The following is a 21,201-nucleotide window of genomic DNA, read 5'->3' on the forward strand; positions in this document are numbered from 1 at the left end:
TCCAAAACCATATAGACTAAGACTGGTCATACCGGTCAAGCCACATTTTTGCAAAGTCTACTGTTTCTCTCATCGACAACAAATATGTTTTGGCCAACCCAACTTGACCTTGATGAGCCTGATGATCTGAATGTAAGAAATCAAGCCCTATTTGTTCAAATAGTTCTTCTCTTGTGATGATATCTTGGTACTCCTTCCACACCTTCCATCCATTTTCTAAAATGGGTGCACCTCTCGTCATGAGATCTTGCTGAGCACACCTATATTCAGCTAAGTGGAAGGATGTATGGCTCTCAAATGTTGTCCCAATGTGCAGCACTTGAGTATCAAGATCATACATGCGGCCAAGGGGTGATTTTTCTCCCAGACCAAAAGAAAGTGAATGATTGTCCAGAATTTCATTCTTCTTTTTTCCCCAAGCTGTAAACGAGAAATTAGGATGACTACTTCGAGACACGTGAGGAAATTTCCAAAAGGCTTCGGCTATCCTCCCCATCTCATTCGGTGGGGTATACGCTGGGTCATACGCAGGCATTGTGTCTTTAATCGGTTTCCACCAAGATTGAGGAACAGGCGGGTTTATCCAGTCTGCTGGGTCAGACAATTCTAAGGTCTGCGCCGGCATGATGAGCGTCCCTTCTTCTGTAACGACCTCCATCAAGGCTTGGATGACTGCTACAGCACCACCATTCACCCAACCGATCGATGATAGTGATGAGTGGACACATAAAGTCATCCCTTTATTCACACCTAGTTGAATCAAGTCTGATTTGATTCTTTCTTTCGTGATTGGTTCAGCCTGATGTTGTATTAGTTGTTGCATCATTTATCTCCTCCTACACCTGACAATAGAAAAATAGTCATTTGTATCTTAAACTCATCATGTCTATTTCATCTTCATTCTGATCATACAATAGAATCTTTTCAGAAAATACCATTTGATGTACAGCACCAAATCGAAGGGACGAAATCTTTCTTTTTTACTTGCCCATCACGTAAGTTGAGTCCAAAATAAAAAACCAGCAGTTTCTGCCGGTTTGATTATGGTCGGTGATGCTTTGGCTTTTTCAATAATGGCACAAAACCATTGTTTTTCAAGTGGTTGTAATGCATGTCCATACGCTTCGTAATATTTGCCCCTTGCTCTTCCGTTAGTACGCCATATTGTACATATTTCTCAATGACTTCTTTTCGTTTTGAAAGAATCTGTTGTTCAAGTATTTCAATTTGTTTTTGTTGTTCTTTCGTTAATTTCACCCCATGAGAGATAGGACGTTTTTCCATTTGCGGCGTTTCGCCATAAGCCGTTGCTGTATGAAAACCAAATACCAACATCATTGATAGGACGGTCATGCTACATATTTTTTTCATCCGTGTGTTCCCTCCTTTATGATTTTATCTTGTACACCCTTTCCTTTTTTATACATTGTTTTACTCGATCTAATTGTCCATAATATTCTTACTTTTTCGCTTTTAGTCTGAAAACGTTGTCCTAAAGGTAAAAGCGTGCTATGTTTTGTTTTGTACAAAAAATAGAGGAGGCCATTTAAATGAGTCATTTTTATCATAAAAAACCTATATGGATGATGCTAGTCTTAACTGCACTCATGCTTGTCATTGCTGGTTGTAGTCAAAATTCATCCCAGTCTGAAGAATCAAAGTGGGATGAGATTAAAAAGAAAGGGAAAATTGTTGTCGCTACGTCTGGCACTCTTTACCCGACTTCCTACCACGATACATCTAATGGAAAAGATCGATTGACTGGCTATGAGGTTGAAGTCGTCAAAGAAGCGTTTAAACGCCTTGACGTTGAAGTTGAGTTTAAGGAAATGGGTTATGACGGTATGCTAAGCGCCATTAATTCTGGTCAAGTGGATGCTGCCGCAAATGATATTGATATTACAGAAGATCGCAAGGATAAATTTGCATTTTCGACCCCTTATAAATATTCTTATGGAACAGCGATTGTCCGAAAAGACGATTTATCTGGCATTAAGACCTTGGAAGATTTGAAAGGGAAGAAAGCAGCTGGTGCTGCAACAACAATTTATATGGATGTTGCTCGTAAATATGGTGCAGAAGAAGTCATTTATGACAATGCCACGAATGAGCAATATTTAAAAGATGTAGCAAACGGACGGACAGATGTTATTCTGAATGACTATTACTTGCAAACACTCGCGCTAGCGGCATTTCCTAAATTAGATATTACCATTCACCCAGACTTAAAATATATGCCGAATGAACAAGGCTTTGTCATGAAGAAAGATAATACAGAGCTTCAAAAAGAATTGAATCGTGTGCTAAACGACATGAAAAAAGACGGAACGATGAAAAAGATTTCTGGAACATTCTTTAATGGTGCTGATGTTTCAAAGACAATCGATGCTGATGTCGAAAATGTCGACTTGTCCAAATAAGGAGCCTAATCGTGGGAGATATTCATTTAGAGTATATATTTAATCCTGCACTGGCAAAGGCGTCGTTTCCATTTGTCATGAAAGGCATTTGGCTGACGCTGCTCATCTCCTTTGTGAGTATGTTTTTTGGCACGATTCTCGGTTTTTTTATTGCCCTTGGTAGAATGGCGAATAGTTGGGTACTCCAGCTACCTGCTCGGCTGTATATTTCATTTATGCGAGGGGTTCCTATCCTAGTCATTTTGTTTATCCTTTACTTTGGATTTCCCTATATCGGCATTGAGTTTACAGCTGTCACTGCTGCGATTATCGGTTTCAGTTTCAATAGTGCTGCATATATCGCCGAAATCAATCGAGCTGCCCTCTCCTCTGTTCCAAATGGTCAGGTGGAAGCAGCTAAGTCACTAGGTCTTACCTATTGGCAAAGAATGCGCGGGGTCATTTTGCCTCAATCCGTTCGCATTGCCTTGCCGCCATTGACCAATGTCATGCTCGATTTAATCAAAGCTTCTTCACTTGCAGCGATGATTACTGTGCCTGAGCTCTTTCAGCAAGCAAAGATCGTTGGCGGGCGAGAGTTTGATTATATGACGATGTATATTCTCGTGGCATTGATTTACTGGGGCATTTGCAGTATTGTTTCATTGCTTCAAGACTTTTTAGAAAAACGCTATGCTAAATATTTATAACCAATAAGAGCGAATCCAATGGATTCGCTCTTCACTTTTCGAAAACGGGCTCATTTCGCCTGTTCCCTCTTTTGCAAAGGATTGCTTTCACCTGCTCTTTAATGGATCAACCATAACCACACATATAACCCCAATAAAGTTAGGAGTAATGTAGGAATCGTCAGGATGATGCCGGCCTTCATATATGCTCCCCATGAGATATGTACGCCTTTTTTCTTTAAGACATGAAGCCATAGCAATGTCGCTAGTGATCCGATCGGGGTCATTTTAGGACCGAGATTCGAGCCAATGACATTGGCATACACCAGCGCATCTCTCATTACACCTGTCGTATCCGTTTGTCCAATGGCAATGGCATCGATCAACACTGTAGGGAGATTATTCATCACAGAAGACAAGACTGCGGCTAGCATGCCCATAAACATCGTACCTGCAAGGAGTCCATGAGATGCCCCTTGTTCAATCCACGCAGCGAGTACCTCTGTGAGTCCGACATTTTTCAAGCCATACACTACGACATACATACCGATGGAAAAGAACACAATGGACCACGGCGCTTCTTTGATGACACGTTTTGTCGCGACTTGTGGACTCTTTTTTGCTAGCCATAAGAAGACAATGGCAATACCGCCCACAATGAGCGATACTGGCAGCCCAATCAGCTCCCCGGCAAAATATCCAACAAGCAAACAGCCTAACACATACCAAGACAAGCGGAACATGCGAGCATCTCGAATAGCAGACGCTGGCGCTTTCGCCTGCGACATATCGTATGTTTTTGGAATGAGCTTTCTGTAAAATAAATAGAGAACGAGCATACTCGCCCCAAGCGATACAAGATTTGGCACAAACATGTTCGCTGTATATGCGAGAAAGCCAATGTGAAAATAATCAGCTGATACGATATTGACTAAGTTACTAATGACAAATGGCAAGGACGTTGTATCTGCAATAAAACCACTCGCCATGACAAATGGCAGTACCATGTGATCATCTAGCTTCAAGGCCCTCACCACAGATAACACAATAGGCGTTAAAATAAGAGCCGCTCCATCGTTGGCAAAGAAAGCCGCAACAACAGCGCCAAGCAATGTTAAATAAATAAACATGCGGACACCATTTCCTCTTGCTGCTTTTGCCATATGCAGGGCAGCCCATTCGAAAAAGCCGATTTCATCTAAAATGAGTGAAATCATGATAATGCCAATAAAGGCAAAGGTAGCGTTCCACACAATTTGCGTGACTTCCCACACATCCCCAAGATGAACGACACCAAAAACAAGCGCTAGAATGGCTCCTCCACATGCCGACCAACCAATGGTTAAGCGCCCTGGCTGCCAAATAACAAGGACAAGGGTCATGATGAAAATCAAAATCGCCAAGATGACTGATCCCAAAGGTGACCCTCCTTTCATTTTCCTCATAAAATCTTTATCTATCATACAATGAAATCAAGTCATTGGGAGACTATTTTTTCATCATAAACAACCGCAGGCTCTGACGCCTGCGGCTACGTGGATTGATCTTTTTTCATCAGCATCAATTCAATAAATAATTCACAGCGCTGACTAAAGTGACTTAAATCAATTGAGGTCATATCAAAAATTTGTTTCAATCGATAGTTTAATGTATTTTGATGTATAAATAATTGCTCCGCCGCTGGCTTTAGTTTGCAATTATTCAACAAATAGACTTCGAGTGTTTTTAAAAAAGATGTGTGGCTGTCACGGTCTTTTTCCTTTAAGCGCAATAGATCTGGATTGAAGTCATTTTTCTTCTTTTGATGACTGTAAATCGGGTCTAAGAAGCGAAATACACCCAAATGCTCATAATCATATGGAATGAGTTCTTGACCTCCTACAATCTTCACAGCCTTGACCACCTCTATTGCTTCAAAGCGACTCGTACTCATTTTCATAATATCTCGATATTCTCTCCCCAACCCAATGTATAGCGGTGATGTCTGTGAATGCGCTTTCGATTGGAGGTGGGCGATGACATCCGCAGCGGTTGCTTTTGGCGAGTGTCGATCCGATAGACTCCCTAAGATGACGACGATATCCGCTTGAACGGAATAGACATGGTTGACCTTGTCTTCAAGCTGCAAATACGTTCTGATGACATCCTTCACATCTTCTGCCGTCTCACTTTTGTTATCGGCAGCGTGCACGACCATGACGGTAAATACGACTGGGAGTGGAATACTCAAATTTTCAGCTTCCCATTTCATTTCTTCTTCTGTATAAAAGTGATCATCCATCACCTTTTTAAAAAACTCTTCAATCTTGCCTTCCTTTTTCTCCAGCTGTTTCTTATGTTTATAAATGACTTTTCCAACCTGAAAGGAGGCTTCGTGTAAAAATTGCAGTTCTTCTCGCGAGAGAGAATCTTCAATGTCTTGCACCCAAATAAAGCCTACCACTTCCTGCTTATGCTTCGCACTTACAGCCACGCGCCGGTTAAATCCAAGCGGTTGATGACCATTCACATAAAAGGGTTCTGATTCTGTGTGCAGGCGCTCAATCACCCCTGTTTTTTTTAGCCAATCTACCACAGCCCCTGGGCACTCCTTTGAGAAAATGGTTTGCTGGTTCACTGGGTCAAATTGCTGGATGCTATATGAATTATAAGCAAGCAGCTGACATTCCGTGCTTTCCAAAATCACTGGCTTTTTCAAATAACCACTAATAAATGCAATTAATTTATCGACATCATAAAAAGTATGGATCTTTTCTAATATCTCTTCCATCCCAATTGCTCCCCAATAAGTGATACATGTATCATACTGTTTTCGGGTCCGTTTTGTATAGGAACAAGTCTCCATAGGCAAAAATGAGGGATCATGTGTGGGTCACAAAAAAAGCATGAACCCGTCTACACCGGTTCATGCTCTGTCGATTAAAACATTTCACTAATGGTTTTGGCTTGCATGTGAAGAGCTAGGTAATCTGGTCCGCCTGCTTTTGAATCTGTACCTGACATTTTGAACCCGCCAAACGGATGATATCCAACAATGGCTCCCGTACAGTTCCGGTTAAAGTAAAGGTTCCCAACATGAAACTCTTGCTTTGCACGGCTGATGTGGTCACGATTGTTTGTGATAACAGCCCCCGTCAAACCGTATTCAGTGTTGTTGGCTACTTCAAGCGCTTCATCAAAGCTTGAGACTTTTGAGAAAGCTAACACCGGACCAAAGATTTCCTCCTGCATCAGGCGAGACGTAGGCGCCAGATCTGCAAAAATGGTTGGGTGGATGAAATATCCTTCCGAATCATCACTTGTACCACCAGTGACTAATCTACCTTCCTGCTTGCCAATCTCGATGTACTCGGTAATTTTGTCAAAAGAAGCTTGATCAATGACAGGTCCCATGTAGACATCAGCCGATAGTGGATTGGCTGTTGTTTTCGTTTCCGTGATTTCCTTTACTCGTTCGATCACCTGATCATACAGTTTCTCATGGACAACAGCGCGTGACCCAGCCGAGCATTTCTGACCTGAAAAACCGAAGGCTGATGTGAAAATGGCATTCGCTGCAAGTTCGACGTCTGCATCTTCATCTACAACCACCGTATCCTTGCCCCCCATTTCAGCAATGACACGCTTGAGATGCTGTTGGCCTGGATGAACTTTCGCTGCACGCTCAAATATGCGTGTCCCCACCTCTCTTGAACCAGTGAATGTAATCAAGCTTGTTTTCGGATGATCGACTAAGTAATCTCCTACTTCTGCCCCGCTTCCTGGCACGAAATTCACTACACCTTTTGGAAGACCCGCATTCTCAAGTTCTTCTACAAACCGAGCCGCAATGACTGGGGTAGCACTTGCTGGTTTTAATACGACGGTATTTCCTGTGACGATTGGCGCAACGGTTGTTCCTGCCATAATGGCAAATAAGAAGTTCCACGGCGGAATGACGAGCGTCACGCCAGTTGGTGTATACACGTACTGATTCCGTTCTCCTTCACGGCTGTTGACCGGTTTTCCCTTCGCTAGCTCTAGCATTTGCCTAGCATAATATTCGAGGAAGTCGATGGCTTCTGCTGTATCTGCATCCGCCTCATTCCAAGGCTTCCCTGCCTCTTTTACGAGTAGCGCTGAATATTCATGTTTTTTACGGCGAATGCTTGCCGCCGCTCGGAATAACACACCGGCTCTTTCCTCTGGAGTGGTATAACGCCATGTTTCAAAGGCGGTTGCTGCGGCTTGGATCGCTTGCTCTGCTTCTTCCTTTCCTGCCTTTGACACGATCCCAACGACTTCATCCTTTTTCGCAGGATTGATCGATACAATGTGATCTTTTGTTTCGATTCTTTCTCCATTAATGATCAGCGGATAGCTTTGCCCAAGAGATTCCGTTACTTTTGCTAATGCTTGTTCAAACGCTTGTCGGTTTTCTTCTTGGCCAAAGTCCGTGAATGGTTCATGCTTATAAGGTGTTGTCATCTTTGTCACGCTCCCGTTTTTATTTTCTCGTCATCCCTTTGAAAGCAAATGCAATGTTTGCCGGTCGCTCTGCAAGGCGTCTCATGTAGTAGCCATACCACTCGCGTCCATAGGGTGTATAGACCCTCATTTGATAGCCTTCTTTCACTAGTGCCTGCTGCGTTTCAGATCTCATGCCATACAACATTTGAAATTCAAATTGATTTGGCTTGATGTTATGCTTGCTCACGATCTGCTTCGTAAACTCAATCATTTGATCATCATGTGTGGCAATGGCTGTATAGTTCCCCGTTAGTAATTGCTTTTCAATCAGTTTTTTGTAATTTTCATCAACATCTTTTTTGTTTGGAAATGCCACTTCAGCTGATTCCTTATAGGCACCCTTCACGAGTCTTAAAAATGGCTGGAATTCATTTAAGTCATCAAGATCATTTTCAGTTCTATACAAATACGCCTGAAGAACCGTACTCACATACTCATATTGAGATTTCATTTCTTTGAAAAGATCCAGCGTTTTTTGGCAGCGCTGTTCATCTTCCATATCAATGGTCACCATGATGCGATGCTTCTCTGCCGTATCTAAAATGGTTTTCATATGACGATAAACAAGGTCATCGTCAATATCCAGACCAAGTGATGTCATTTTGAGTGACACTTGGGAATTGAGCTTTGTTTCCGCAATCTTCTGAATGGTGCGAACGCATTCATTTGTCCGTTCATTTGCAATCTCTGCTCTGGTCACAAATTCACCAAGATGATCGACTGTCACTGCCATCCCTTGATCATTTAATCGTTTGATCACAGGTATGGCACTCTCAAAATCTTTTCCCCCAATGATTCTCTTCGAGGCGACAGCACTTCCCCAATGACGAGCAATATGGTTCAAGAGACTGTTCTTTGATAAAAACAAGAAAAAATTTCTTGTGACCGACTCCATAAAGGGCACCCCCCACTCTTAGTAAGCTATGACTTTATTGTAAGGCTCATGAACGGCTCGCTACAATATTCGAAGATGACAAAAATTCAGACAATTTTTGTGGTTTTATCACAATCAACATGAAAAAGAACCAGCGGCTAACCGGCTGGCTCTTTCTCGACTACGCCCACACCTCATCAAGGGTAGACTGTAATAACTGATTTAATTCTTGTTGGAGATTTTCTTTCGGTTGATTGTAGCTTTTCACCAATTCATGCAATCGCACCAGTTCTCTTTCAATAAACGGATGGACAAATGAGAGACGTTCCTCAATATCCATTTCTTCGCCAGCCATTTTGCGTTTTAATAGCTCATGAATCTCTGATAAAAGTGGCCCATCCTCTACAAGCGCCTCTAATAGGTCATGAAAATCCATTGGGGGTACACTTTGATAACGCTCAATCCATTGGCAGGCGAGTAAGGGGCGAAGCACGTAAAAATACTTTTTGATCCGCACTTGCTCGCCTCGTAAAAATTGGCTTTCATTCCGCTTGGCCATGTTGAGGTAATGATACATGAGTGCAACTGGAGAAAACGCACGATCCTTTAATTCCCTCAGCTGCTTCGCCAGAGAGAAGGATTCGGCATAGATGATATCGGATGACAGCCATTCCATGATGGACGGATTCGATTGGTTGAATAAGCGTAATGCCTTTCTAAGCTCCCATCCGCTTATATCCAGCTCATCATCAATCGGCAATTCAATGACATCACGATGCTTTTCAATCGACCAATACCATTCTTTTCGAGGAACGTATAAAAAACGCACATCATAATCGCTATCAGTTGAAGGAAATCCCCATGCCCGGCTGCCCGATTCGACTGCCAAACAAATCTTGACGTCAAACGTATCTTCGATGTTTTTCAGCTCTTCCTTGATTCTCTCTCTCACATTCAATCCACTCTTTCTATAAATTACTGCATGACTTCTTCACGTTTTGGGAAAATACGAATAAGACATATATGAAAAAGGAGTTGAACCGGATGTCTATCTCCCGCACGATGAAATGGATCACCGGAATCTTTGAAGCCTGCCTTGCCATCCCAGTCATTGGGGGCTTATTTATTATCAGTAATGGCTATACACCGCTCCTGGTCATGCTTATTTTGCATATTATCACACTCGTCTTATCGAAGCGAGACCAAGGACCGATCATTGGAAGCATCGTCGGAATCATCACATCATGCCTAGGTTGGATTCCAATTGTCGGATTTATTCTTCATATCATCACTGCCTTTATCCTCATCATCACTGCCCTCATCCATGATGAAAAAACGAGACAGAACTCCAATTACTAATGAAGAGAGACCCTCACATAGGGGTCTCTTTCTCTTTTATACAAACTGATCACTGTTGTCGCACACACAATAATGACGAAACCTTCTGACATTTCTATTGGCAAAGATGGCACAAACCTTTATGATAAAGAAATTAGCTTGAAGAACTCATGATGTAGCATACGTTCACAGACGGAAAAGGAGGAATTAGACTTGAAAATTGCACTTGTTCAAATGGATGTACAAATAGGAAAACCTGATGAAAACTTTCAGAAAGCAGAAGCGTTTTTAACGGAAGCGATGCATCAACAGCCTGACCTCATCATTTTACCTGAGATGTGGAATACCGGATACGCATTGGACCAAGCAGATCAGCTTGCGGATGTAAACGGTGAACGAACAAAAGAGCTTTTCTCTTCCTTTGCCCGCAAACACCAAGTGTATCTCATTGCAGGTAGTGTATTAAATAAGCGTGGAGAGAATGAAGACATCACCAACACGATGTATGGCTTTAACCGGCAAGGGGAGCTTGTGTTGGAATATGATAAAATCCATTTATTCCGCCTGATGGATGAGCACAAATATTTAACTGCCGGCCATCAGTTCGGTTTATTTGATTATCGTGAAGATGTGACAATTGGTGCGATGATCTGCTATGATCTTCGTTTTCCTCAGCTTTCGAAAACACTTGTCAACAAAGGGGCAAAGGTACTTGTCAATGCGGCACAATGGCCAACGGCAAGAGTGGATCATTGGCGCAGTCTGCTCATCGCAAGAGCGATTGAAAACCAGTCCTATATGATCGCTGTCAATCGAACGGGTACTAGTAAAGACACTGAATTCCCTGGACATTCCATGGTGATTGATCCACTTGGACGTGTCCTGCTTGAGACGAACAAAGACGAGGACATTTATTACGCAAAGATTGACCTTCAACTGGTCGATGAAGTGAGAAAACAAATCCCCGTCATGACAGATCAACGTTTCGACTTATACTAGAAGAGGGCTCTCACCGTTTTAATTAAACGTTTGTTTGACATTCGCGCTCATAGAAAAAAGTCTACCACTCTTAGGTAGACTTTTTTATGAAGTGGATACATCCTCGCCAAGCTTGAGGGTTGCTACAATATGATCGGCCACTTTCTCTGGCGCTAAGTCATCTGTATCGACTCTGACATGATGATCGGCATACATGTCTCTACGCTCTTCAAATAGTTCTTTTATTTCATCCATTGTTCGGTTGTGGAGAACCGGGCGATGTTCGATTAACATATCCAGCCTCTCTTTCCATTTATCCCAGGATACATCGAGGTATAGAACCGTACAATGCTTTAGGCACGAGCGTTTGATCTCCTCTTGTTTAAACGCGCCACCTCCAAGTGACACAATCTTTCGTTCGGTATGTTCACATAAATCGACGATATACTCCTTTTCAGCCTGTCTAAAAAATGCTTCTCCTTTTTGCTGAAACATTTCCGGAATCGTCATATTGTGGTTTTTTTCAATCTCCTGATCCACATCAACGAAGTCTCGATTGAGCTTTTGGGCAACCAGTTGCCCGATGGTTGTTTTTCCAACACCCATAAAGCCAATGAGGACAATATTCCTTTGACTCTCTGGGATCTCTCTTATGCTTTTCATATGCGAATGCGTCCTCCTTACGACAAGGAATGCTACAATTTTCTTCTATTATATGATAAGTCTTCTGTGAAAAGATAGGCAAACTCGAAATACACACGAAAAACCCCCTCCATCTCTGGAGAGGGTCGCTTCTTCTTATTTCCACCAATCATCAAACAAAGATGCCGGCATTTGACGTTTATGTTCGGATTGCAGATAACGTTTTTCAATCGCTTCTGCCGCTTGGTCTGATACGGGTTTACCCTCTAAGTAATCGTCAATTTCACTGTACGTCATTCCAAGTTCTGTTTCATCTGTTTGCTGTGGTTTGTCATCTAGTAAATCGGCTGTCGGTACCTTTAAGTATAGTCGTTCTGGTGCTTGAAGAGCTTCTAACAAGCTACGTCCTTGTCTTTTGGTGAGACCCGTTAGTGGGAGGACATCCGCACCACCGTCCCCATACTTCGTATAGAATCCAGTCACTGCTTCTGCTGCATGATCTGTGCCAATGACAAGTAAGCCTTCCTGTCCACCAATGGCATACTGTGCAATCATTCTCATGCGTGCCTTAACATTGCCTTTATTAAAATCCGATAGACGATCATTTGTTTCCTTTTGATATTGATCACTGAATGCGGTGACTGCAGGCGCAATATCATATGTCCATGACTTGTCTGGTTGAATAAATGAAAGCGCAAGCTGGGCATCTTCCTCATCCTGCTGTAAGCCATGTGGCAAACGCACCGCAATAAAGACCGCATCTTCTTTTCCTTCCTGTCGCAGTTCTTCGGCAGCTAGCTGGGCAAGACGCCCGGCAAGTGTAGAATCCTGCCCTCCGCTAATCCCTAGGACAAACCCTTTTGCACCAGTCTTTTTTACATAATCTTTGAGAAATTGAACCCGTTTTTCAATCTCCTGCCTCGGGTCAATTGAGGGCTGCACATACAACTCTTGGCTGATCTTTTTCTGCAAACTCATACATTCTTCCTCCTAAGCATCCTCTAAATGGAGAGAACAGGTTTTACTTTCAATTCCATTGATTTCACAACGATGTTAGTCACTTTATTATATCATGTTTTGATCAGTTATTTTGAAGACGTACCCCTTTTTGATCTATCATTAAACATGTACAAGTGAAAGAGACCAAGTCCTGTGACTGGTCTCTCGTATTTAATCAATTTCCACCCGTATGGATGTACAGCTTGCCCCATTACATTTGCCAATATCAGCCGGGCATGCAGAAACGGCTACAATCAAATCCATTTCCGCACGCAAGCGAATGTAATCACCAGGCATTGACTTTGGCAATTCAACAGATAACTTTCCTTTTTCATCAATGACTGTATTCATAAATGCATTAAACGGATAGTACATATCTTCCTTTGGTATCCCAAACGGCTCAAAGGATGTGCGTAAATTATCGTAGCATGTATGCATGACTTCTAAATGGGTTCTACCATACAGGAGTTGATACATTTCTTGCCGGCAAGCAGGCATGTGCAAATCATGGCATTCCACTGTATCTTCAATGACAGTGAACATTGGTTTATATAAATTTGAGTAGAGCTTGTCTCCCTTTTTAACTTTAGACGAGAACAGACTGTCCATTGTAGCGCCTTGATCAAATTTTTCATAAAAATCCTTCTCATGATATGCCATCACATCTGCTACTTGCTGACCTTCAACGTCGACCACTCTCAGACATTGACCTTTTTTCAAGCGAAATCCGTGCCCGTCTTTCGGCATAATCACATATTCATTTGTCATCCCATGCACCCCTTTCCATGACAGTATGCCCAAAACGTGCCCTTGCCCATGTATAAAAAAAGGCGGTGGTCACAAGCTAATGTCAATGAAACAGAAAGGTGTTGCGCGTACATTGAAAGAACAATCTTTATCATGGTGGCAGCTTTCTCTCATCGGAGTCGGCTGTACAATTGGCACAGGCTTCTTCCTTGGCTCCAGTATCGCGATTACAAAATCGGGTTATTCCGTCTGTATCTCGTTTTTACTTGCTGCCATCGGCACATATATTGTCTTTAAGCATTTGGCCGCCATGACAGCGGAAAACCCAGATAAAGGCTCGTTTTGTTCCTATGCGCGTAAGGCGTATGGCCGCTGGGCGGGTTTTAGCAATGGCTGGGTGTACTGGTTTGCAGAGATGCTGATTACTGGGAGTCAACTGACGGCGATTTCCCTATTTACCCGTCACTGGTTTCCATCCATTCCGCTTTGGGTGCTTTCTGCTATTTATTCCGCTCTTGCCTTATTGGTCATTATCATCGGACTGTCTTCTTTTCAAAAAACAGAAAATGTTCTTGCCGTATTAAAGACGGGGGCCATTTTTCTATTTATGATCCTCGCTGTTCTTGTTTTATGCGGTGTTCTAACAGATCAGAAACCGACCTTGCACTTACCAAACCAAGATGATGAATGGATGCCACTTGGTCCACTTGGACTTTGGAATGGGTTGATTTATGCATTTTATGCATTCGGAGGAATTGAAGTCATGGGACTCATGGCGGTTCATTTAAAAGACCCGAAGGATGCAGCCAAATCTGGGCGCGTCATGCTTATGATTTTAGCGGTGATTTATATTGTCTCCATAGGTCTTGCATTACTTCTTGTCCCATTATCAGCATTCAATCAGGATAGCAGTCCATTTATTACATCGTTAGAGCCGTTTCACTTGTCGATCTTTCTCCATGTGTTTAATGGCATTTTCATTATTGCTGGATTTTCTACATTGGTGGCTTCACTCTATGCTGTCACCACCTTGCTTGGCACAATGTCAGAACATCATGATGCCCCTGCTTGTTTTAAACAAAAAGACCCATCTCATGTCGGATGGCCTTCGATTATCTTAACAGCAGCAGGATTGATCGTGTCGATTTTGCTTGCACTCTTTTTGTCCAAACACATTTACGAGCATCTGACAACTGCTGCTGGTCTCACCCTTCTATATACATGGGTGTTTATTCTATTCTCAAGCAAAAAACTATCAAAGCCATCCACCCGCCAAACGGTGGAAATGCTTCTTGCATTACTCTTAATAGGCGCGGCAGTTTCCGGCACACTGACAGAGGCAAGCGGACGACCTGGCTTCTTTATTAGCATTGGGATCATTTCAGTGATTGGCATCATGGTGCTATTCATGAGGAAAAAGTGGAATCAAGAACAGGCTCCCTCATAATTTCATCATATTTTTAAATGCAGTAAATGGACATTTGGCGGAGGCTGGTTTCTCCGCCTCTTCATCTGGGAGGAAGTATTGCTTCCATTCATGATTGGTCGGATCTCCGTACCATTTTAATGATGGGTGAATGCTGACTTGATCATAGGTATTCAGCCGTTTACGAACAAGTTGGCTCATTTTTTGACCAAATGTGGTCGACCCATTCAATGTCTCAAACACCCATCTCGGCTGAAACGCCATCATTAAATAAGGAAAGTGTCGGCTTTTTCTAAGCCTGTGAGCCGGTGTTGAACATAAAATAAAATAGGCCTCTCCATGAAAACAATACTCCCACTGATGATGATGGGGGTCTATCGGAACCTCTTCAGGCCAAGCCACTTCATCTTTCTGGTGTAATCGTTGAAGCAATGACCAGAACTGCTGTTCAAACTCCTCTACCGAACATTCTTTTAAATCTTGAGGTGTTTCAAAAAAGCAGATAAATGAAGCGTATTGACCGGTTTGTTTTGCACAGCTTTGATATTCTCTTAATAACTCTGCCAGCTCATTGACAGCATCATCTACCCTCGGGTCACCGACAAACCCATAACGCAAATGATCCCGGAAAAATCCTTGTCTTCCTGGTACACAAGGGAATGTATCTGCCTCATCTCCTACCATGTCTCCAAATTGCGTGAAAGCATCCTGCTTCCATTCTTCTAGTGAACAGAGATTTTGATCAAGGCAACTTTTTGCATATAGCTGGGCCATTTCCTTCCACCTCGTTTTAGCGTCTTCCCCATAGCCTATGAGTGAAAAAAGACTGTGGTGACTGTCCTGAAACGACTAAGTTTTGCACAACAAACTCCTTCTTTTCGTGGATGAAGCAGGAAGTTGACCCTTTTTATCCAATCATGTATGAAATAGCCTATACATACCTTTCATACATGAAGGGATGTGATGTTAAATGCGTCTTCTATTCTTTCATCCGATGTATCTCATCTTATTCACACTGCCAGTCATGGCTTTTTTCTGGGGAATCATTGGATACATCATATGTAAACGAATGTCTATCGTTCTCATGTCAACGGTCGTGCTCTCCACCATTTTCATTTTCGCTTACACTGGATTTGACCTTAGTAATTTGTACTGGGTTCTTTTGATGGCGTCCCTCACTTTCGTATCGTGCGGTTTGTCTAAATCTATCTACCTCTATTATCAGGATAGAAAGAAAGGAAAGACACGATGAGGCTTTCTTGACCAATCAATGAGATCCTATACATCAATCTCAACCAGCGACTAAAAAAACAGACTGAAAGAATCAGTCTGTTTTTTCATTTTCAATTCTTCTAGTGAATCAACGCCATGACACCTTGATACCCGAAATATGCGCCGAATCCGAGCAAAGATAGACCTGCTAGAACAGACAATCCGTGTAAAATTCGTTCATTCAAATAGCGCCTAAATGTGCTGGCGAGTAACGCCATACTAAAATCCCAGATGAGCATTCCAATAAAAATGGCCATACTGTACATGAACATTTGGGATGCGCCGTACTTTTCGATCGTATTCGCTAATATACTTCCATAAATGCCGAGCCAAAATAAAATACTGAGCGGGTTGGAAAGCGAAATGAAAAACCCCGTCATAAATGATTGACCGATCGATGTGTTTCTTACGTCTTTTTTCGGGCTTTCCTGCAAATTGATTTTGCGAAGGCTTTCAATGCCAGTATAGGTAAGAACAAAAAAACCGAACAGCCATAAAAAAGTTTTCACAAGAGGGGCGGTCAAAAGCTGGGCGACACCAAAATAAATGAGGAGCATATAGACAATATCCGCAGCCATGGCTCCTACACCAAAAATCCACGCATGCCAAAATCCACTTTTAATCCCTCTGTCAATTTGAGCTGCATTCACAGGTCCAACAGGTGCTGAAAGTGACAATCCTAAGAAGATATAACCAAAAAACACCGTCACATAGACGTCCTCCTTTTGATGCTGACTTGTACATGTTATTCATAAACGGAACGTTTTAGTACAAGTCCTTTCCCTTCAACAACTGTGTCCTGAAAAAACAGTCTACTGATCAACTTTCAACGAACCATGTTGCACTGGTATTTCCTCTTTTTTTCGAGAACGATTCATTTGAATCGCTGCTGCAAAGAGGAGAACGGCTAAAAAGGCAAAAACGAGAACGGCACTTGTGGCACCAGCCCATTCCAAGCTAAAACCGACCAAAAATGACAAGCAGGCACCGCCTAAACTAGCGGCTGCAATAAAATAACTCGTTGCCTCATCAATGGCATTTTCAATCATTAAAGCTGATGCCGTGAGGGCGATTGGAAACATCCCTGCCGCACATAAACCAATGAAAAAGATGAGAAGCAGCTGCACGATGGTGTGTGTTGTGAACGCAAATGCCCCGAGCAACACAATCATCAAAGCCGCACTGATTTTCAAAAAACGGAGCGGTTGCAGGTGGTCTGCTTTTCTTGCAACGATCGTACGTCCAATAACAATGGCTGTCCAAAAAATCGAAACAGCAAAAAGACTCCAGTGGTCTTCCCCTTTTTCAAGCATGATCGAAGGTAAAAAGTTGGCAAAGTTGGTTTCGATGCCTGCATAAAAAAAGGCAAAGCAGATCATGAGGATCACGATCCCTCGATGGCTTCGATTAAAAAGCAAGGACGTCCGCTTATGCTCCTGATGCGTAGGACTGGTCATTTGCTTTTGAGGTAATGTGTGTATAAAAATAAGCCAGAGCAGGAGGAACATGGTGAGCGCTGCAATTTGGAATAAGAACACATAATGCCATGTCTGCTCTGTGACAGTCAGCAAGATCACAAGCGGGAATAATAACGCACCTAATCCAAAGAATACCTCCATGATACTCATTCGCTTGGCGCTGTTCTCCATTGAAATCACATACGCCCCAGCCGTCGTCTCAAGACTCCCTGCACCGCCTCCTAATAGGAAACCAGCCACAACAAGTGTCGTCCAGCCAGGTACTAGCAGTCCAAGAAGCAGTGACAAGATCATGGAGAGAAGCCCCATGGTCAGAACCGCACCATAGCCTCTTTTCCTCACTAAAATAGGTGATATGAGAACCCCTGACAAAAAGCCAATAAACTGAAAAAAGATTAAAGAAGATAATTCCCCTGGTCCCTTATCATAGACCGTTAATAAATAAGGCGTTAAACTGCCAAAAAACACATGAATAGTGCCAATAAAAAAATAAAAAACACAGCCAAAATAAAATACTTTTTCCATCTTTTCACTTCCTCTAAAAAGGAGCGGAGTGTCTCATCTCCGCTCCACCTTATCATGAAAATGCACGCGCAGATGCCACAGCCTCTTCTCTTTCGAAGCATATGTTTAATGCCGCCTGCGCCCGATATCCATCCTCAAAATCAGCCACGTTCATATGCGTTGGATATCGATCTGTATTCACCCAATGCATCAACTGATCACGAAACGTATCGGACCATCCGTAAAATTCATTTGAAGGATCTGTCAGCAAGGTTTGCGGCATTTGATGACGTTCTACATGTACACCATCACTTACCTCATATTCGTTTTTCATGTTTGTATGGTATGTGAACACCTTGTCATGACCAACCACTTCAACACTAAACCCACATTCCTCAGGTTGCGTGCTTTTAGACGTCACCAAATGAAAGAACACTTGATTCTCTAGTTGTCCAAAAATTTCTGTATGATCATCGACTTGTACTTTTTTCTCTTCTTTCTCCTTTACATGTGTTAGCATCTTGGTGTTCAGTGATTCCTTTTTCATTTCACTACCAAACAAGTACCACAGCATATCAATTAAGTGAATCCCAAGATCTCCTAATGCACCGCTTGTCCGAAGACTCTCACTGCTATCTCTCCATGAAAACGTTTTTCTTCGGAATGCACTATTTTTCTTGAAGTGAGTTCTAACTGTTAAGATACGCCCGAGTTCACCATTGGCAATCAAATTCTTTAAAATATTCACAAAGGATAAGTAACGATAATTAAAGCCCATACTGGCTTGTACTTGAAACTGTTTGGCTGTCTCCACCATTTCCTTCGCCTCTTTTAGCGAAACAGCCATTGGTTTTTCACATAAGATGGGCTGTCCCGCTCTCAGCGCCTGAAGAGCATGGTCCTTATGACAAAAGTTAGGGGAGGCAATAATCAAGCCATCAGATGCATCTACTAGTGACTCAATGCTTGAGTACACTTGTCCTCCATACTGTTTAATGAAGCCTTGGGCAATGGTTTCTTTTAAGTCATACACCCCGGATAATTCTGCACCTTTGATCGTTGATAATGCTCTTGCATGTGCTTTTGCAATATTCCCTGCGCCAACAATTCCAATTTTCTTCATGAATGAGCCTCCTCATGTTTATACATCACTGTTTTCAATGTTTCATAGATTCCTTTTGCATATCCATGATGACAAACTTGGTGATGATGCCTTTTGGCCTCGGCCGTTGCATTTTGGACGAGAAAGCCATGAGTGACGGACTGAAGCATTCGCAAGTCGTTTCCGCTATCACCAAAGGCAAAGCCACGATCTTTCGGAAGTTCGTATTGATTGAGCATGAATCGGACAATTTCATCCTTTCCTGTTCCCACTGGTAAAAAATCGACATCATAGCAATCTGCCGGATCACCAGCAAGCGGGTTACATTTGTTGATATTGACTGCCACACCATGCTCCTTAGCAAGTGTTTGAATGAATGAGAGATGGTGTAAATCTGTTCGCTCATTCTGTTCCTGATAATAGAAATTCTTCTTATAACCTGAGCTGCCTAGCTGTGTTTGCGGGCTTAGATCGATCCCTTTTTCACGTAACGTGTTCAAGATGGCATCCATCTTCTCATCTGAAAAGTCCTGCTTATCGAGTCGCTTCACCCATTCCACATCCGTCTGACCAAAATGTGATGCGGACGTGTATACAATCTCAGTCCCTAAATTAGATGCAATGAAATGCGGGAACTGGCTGAATCCGCCCTTTTCCATCTTACTTGTGACAGAATCAAGACTGCTCCCCGTCACCCAGCCGATCATCAACTGTCCAGCCTCGCTTCTTTCTGCCACAAATGCTTCTAATCGCGCTAGATCCTCTCGCTGCTTCTCTGTCATCCCGTGAGAATAATAGGTTTCATCAAAGTCACAGAATACGATCCATTGCGGGCGTTTCGGCTGCGTCAGCAGTGTTTTATTGAACGGAAGATTTGATAACATGTAGCACCCCCTCGATGACCTTCTCTTGATCTTGCAGAGGCATTCCTGGATAAAGTGGCAAGTGAAGCAATTGCTGTGCTGCTTTTTCCGTGTGCGGTAATGATGTTTGTGAATATTTTTTGGAGACAAGCGGCGTTTGATGCTGGTGTGACAGAATCGGATAATACACATCAGTCTCTATCCCAATCTCTAATAATTTCTTCGCCACTTCGTCACGGTCGCCTTTAAGCACTCTCATCGGAAATAGATGCCATACATGATCCTCTGTTAGTGTCGGAAGCTTGATATATCCTTCATCTTCAAGTGTGTGTAACTGATCAATATATCGCTTGGCTAAGTAAAAGCGCTTGAAATTTTGCAGTCCTAAATACTTCATTCGCTCAAGACCAATCGCTGCTTGCAAGTTATCAATTTTTGAATTTAAACCATAGTCACTGCGTTTGACATTTTTCTTTCCCGGTGCAAAACCGTGATAGCTGATTTCCATACATTTTTCCGCAAGGGCTTCATCATTTGTCACGATGGCACCTGCTTTCCCGCAGACCCCTAGGTTTTTGTAAGGGTTAAAGCTCAGAACGAGTCCATCTCCAAATGCGCCAAGTCCGCTGCTGCCAATTGCCTGACAGCCATCCTCAATCACCTTCAGACTATGTTTCTTCGCAATCGCCGAAATGGCTTTCATATCTGCCTGCTTTCCATATAAGTGAACAGGAAGTATGCACACAGTCTTATCTGTGATATGCTTCTCAATTTCGTTCGGATCAAGGCAATAAGTCTCCGGGTCAATATCGGCATAAACCGGAACGCCACCGATGGCAAGCACTGCATTTTCTGTTGCAGCAAAGCTATTCGCAGGCAAAATCACCTCATCTCCAGGATGGACGCCTGCTGATATGAGGCTAATCATCAGGGCATCCGTCCCACTCGAAGTCGCAATGACATATGTTTTTTCTAAATAATCAGCGAGTGTCTTTTCAAAAAGTGGAATGTAAGGACCCGAGGTAAAACGACCAGAGCTCAAGACTTCTTTCAGCACATGCATAATATCATCAATCTCATCCTCTGAAATGAGCTTATCAACAGGCAGGAATGGTATCTTTTTCCCCTCACTTTGTTTATAATGGAAGAGAATTTTTTCCAAACCAATGTGCACGACATCTTGGTCAAGGAACGTCGCCAATTTTTCATTTGCAACATGTTGTTCAACCACATCAGGCTTCACTTGAACGCCTTGATTGATCATATCCAGCAAAGGGAGATAATCCTTGCTTTTACCTGATATCTTCGTCAATATTTGCATGCCATTCCCTCCAATTTATCAATTCCAAATGCTAATATTTAACATGTTTCACATTGTAAA

The 21,201-nt window shown here is 42.6% G+C and carries 22 protein-coding genes; 6 read left to right on the forward strand and 16 right to left on the reverse strand.

Translation table 11 applies throughout. The annotated features are described in order from the left end of the window. Positions 1-16: 16 nt before the first annotated feature. A complete protein-coding gene (locus AB1K80_RS07795; protein ID WP_412856135.1) occupies positions 17-823 on the reverse strand; it encodes an aminoglycoside N(3)-acetyltransferase in 807 nt (268 codons plus the stop codon). Between the two features lie 218 nt (positions 824-1,041). After that, a complete protein-coding gene (locus AB1K80_RS07800; protein ID WP_412856050.1) occupies positions 1,042-1,371 on the reverse strand; it encodes a YckD family protein in 330 nt (109 codons plus the stop codon). Between the two features lie 179 nt (positions 1,372-1,550). Here AB1K80_RS07800 and AB1K80_RS07805 point away from each other — a divergent pair, with 179 nt between their 5' ends. Together AB1K80_RS07805 and AB1K80_RS07810 are read left to right on the forward strand one after the other, a co-directional pair. Next, positions 1,551-2,420 (forward strand): transporter substrate-binding domain-containing protein, encoded by an 870-nt coding sequence (locus tag AB1K80_RS07805; RefSeq protein WP_412856051.1) that lies wholly within the window; start codon positions 1,551-1,553, stop codon positions 2,418-2,420. An 11-nt stretch (positions 2,421-2,431) separates the two neighbouring features. Beyond that, positions 2,432-3,109 (forward strand): amino acid ABC transporter permease, encoded by a 678-nt coding sequence (locus AB1K80_RS07810; protein ID WP_412856052.1) that lies wholly within the window; start codon positions 2,432-2,434, stop codon positions 3,107-3,109. Positions 3,110-3,207: 98 nt separating this feature from the next. On the opposite strand, the gene AB1K80_RS07815 is transcribed toward AB1K80_RS07810, so the two are convergent. The 5 genes from AB1K80_RS07815 to AB1K80_RS07835 form a co-directional block, all read right to left on the reverse strand. Beyond that, entirely contained in the window at positions 3,208-4,506 is a 1,299-nt protein-coding gene (locus AB1K80_RS07815; RefSeq protein ID WP_412856053.1) for an arsenic transporter, read from the reverse strand. A 113-nt stretch (positions 4,507-4,619) separates the two neighbouring features. Beyond that, positions 4,620-5,858 (reverse strand): PucR family transcriptional regulator, encoded by a 1,239-nt coding sequence (locus AB1K80_RS07820; RefSeq protein WP_412856054.1) that lies wholly within the window; start codon positions 5,856-5,858, stop codon positions 4,620-4,622. A gap of 149 nt (positions 5,859-6,007) precedes the next feature. Beyond that, the gene (gene pruA / locus AB1K80_RS07825; protein WP_412856055.1) at positions 6,008-7,555 is read right to left on the reverse strand and encodes an L-glutamate gamma-semialdehyde dehydrogenase; all 1,548 of its coding nucleotides are present in this window, start codon (positions 7,553-7,555) and stop codon (positions 6,008-6,010) included. 19 nt (positions 7,556-7,574) lie between these two features. Then, positions 7,575-8,492 carry a proline dehydrogenase family protein gene (locus AB1K80_RS07830; protein WP_412856056.1) on the reverse strand — a complete coding sequence of 306 codons (918 nt, stop codon included), beginning with the start codon at positions 8,490-8,492 and terminating at the stop codon, positions 7,575-7,577. Positions 8,493-8,652: 160 nt separating this feature from the next. Beyond that, positions 8,653-9,423, reverse strand: coding sequence for a nucleotidyltransferase domain-containing protein (locus AB1K80_RS07835; protein ID WP_412856057.1), 771 nt, complete (start codon positions 9,421-9,423; stop codon positions 8,653-8,655). A 92-nt stretch (positions 9,424-9,515) separates the two neighbouring features. Here AB1K80_RS07835 and AB1K80_RS07840 point away from each other — a divergent pair, with 92 nt between their 5' ends. Next, a complete protein-coding gene (locus AB1K80_RS07840) occupies positions 9,516-9,830 on the forward strand; it encodes a hypothetical protein (RefSeq protein WP_412856058.1) in 315 nt (104 codons plus the stop codon). Between the two features lie 192 nt (positions 9,831-10,022). Beyond that, complete coding sequence (locus AB1K80_RS07845) at positions 10,023-10,808, forward strand: carbon-nitrogen family hydrolase (protein ID WP_412856059.1); 786 nt, start codon at positions 10,023-10,025, stop codon at positions 10,806-10,808. Positions 10,809-10,892: 84 nt separating this feature from the next. Here AB1K80_RS07845 and AB1K80_RS07850 read toward each other — a convergent pair whose 3' ends face one another. The 3 genes from AB1K80_RS07850 to AB1K80_RS07860 form a co-directional block, all read right to left on the reverse strand. Beyond that, positions 10,893-11,450: a shikimate kinase gene (locus AB1K80_RS07850; RefSeq protein ID WP_412856060.1), complete on the reverse strand. Its 558-nt coding sequence runs from the start codon at positions 11,448-11,450 to the stop codon at positions 10,893-10,895. A gap of 135 nt (positions 11,451-11,585) precedes the next feature. Continuing rightward, a complete protein-coding gene (gene nadE, locus AB1K80_RS07855; RefSeq protein ID WP_412856061.1) occupies positions 11,586-12,407 on the reverse strand; it encodes an ammonia-dependent NAD(+) synthetase in 822 nt (273 codons plus the stop codon). 192 nt (positions 12,408-12,599) lie between these two features. After that, positions 12,600-13,196 carry a DUF1989 domain-containing protein gene (locus AB1K80_RS07860; protein WP_412856062.1) on the reverse strand — a complete coding sequence of 199 codons (597 nt, stop codon included), beginning with the start codon at positions 13,194-13,196 and terminating at the stop codon, positions 12,600-12,602. A 79-nt stretch (positions 13,197-13,275) separates the two neighbouring features. Between AB1K80_RS07860 and AB1K80_RS07865 the strand changes: the two genes are divergently transcribed. Then, positions 13,276-14,622, forward strand: a complete 1,347-nt coding sequence (locus AB1K80_RS07865) for an amino acid permease (protein ID WP_412856063.1) — start codon at positions 13,276-13,278, stop codon at positions 14,620-14,622. Here the strand turns inward: AB1K80_RS07865 and AB1K80_RS07870 are convergent. After that, positions 14,617-15,375: a YqcI/YcgG family protein gene (locus tag AB1K80_RS07870; protein WP_412856064.1), complete on the reverse strand. Its 759-nt coding sequence runs from the start codon at positions 15,373-15,375 to the stop codon at positions 14,617-14,619. The genes AB1K80_RS07865 and AB1K80_RS07870 overlap by 6 nt on opposite strands. A 196-nt stretch (positions 15,376-15,571) precedes the next feature. On the opposite strand from AB1K80_RS07870, the gene AB1K80_RS07875 reads away from it, so the two are divergent. Then, a complete protein-coding gene (locus AB1K80_RS07875; protein WP_412856065.1) occupies positions 15,572-15,853 on the forward strand; it encodes a DUF2651 domain-containing protein in 282 nt (93 codons plus the stop codon). Positions 15,854-15,953: 100 nt separating this feature from the next. Here the strand turns inward: AB1K80_RS07875 and AB1K80_RS07880 are convergent, their stop codons facing one another. The 5 genes from AB1K80_RS07880 to AB1K80_RS07900 all read right to left on the reverse strand — a co-directional run bounded on the left by AB1K80_RS07880 (position 15,954) and on the right by AB1K80_RS07900 (position 21,141). Beyond that, positions 15,954-16,583 (reverse strand): LysE family translocator, encoded by a 630-nt coding sequence (locus tag AB1K80_RS07880; protein ID WP_412856066.1) that lies wholly within the window; start codon positions 16,581-16,583, stop codon positions 15,954-15,956. Positions 16,584-16,685: 102 nt separating this feature from the next. Beyond that, a complete protein-coding gene (locus AB1K80_RS07885; RefSeq protein WP_412856067.1) occupies positions 16,686-17,876 on the reverse strand; it encodes an MFS transporter in 1,191 nt (396 codons plus the stop codon). A gap of 52 nt (positions 17,877-17,928) precedes the next feature. Next, positions 17,929-18,978 (reverse strand): Gfo/Idh/MocA family protein, encoded by a 1,050-nt coding sequence (locus AB1K80_RS07890; RefSeq protein ID WP_412856068.1) that lies wholly within the window; start codon positions 18,976-18,978, stop codon positions 17,929-17,931. Next, a complete protein-coding gene (locus AB1K80_RS07895; protein WP_412856069.1) occupies positions 18,975-19,841 on the reverse strand; it encodes an HAD-IIB family hydrolase in 867 nt (288 codons plus the stop codon). Before AB1K80_RS07895 ends, AB1K80_RS07890 begins: the two co-directional genes overlap by 4 nt. Continuing rightward, positions 19,816-21,141, reverse strand: coding sequence for a DegT/DnrJ/EryC1/StrS family aminotransferase (locus tag AB1K80_RS07900; RefSeq protein ID WP_412856070.1), 1,326 nt, complete (start codon positions 21,139-21,141; stop codon positions 19,816-19,818). Before AB1K80_RS07900 ends, AB1K80_RS07895 begins: the two co-directional genes overlap by 26 nt. Positions 21,142-21,201 lie beyond the last annotated feature (60 nt).

The organism is Bacillus sp. 179-C3.3 HS, from assembly GCF_047229225.1.
In the GTDB taxonomy this organism is placed as follows: Bacteria; Bacillota; Bacilli; order Bacillales; family Bacillaceae; genus Bacillus.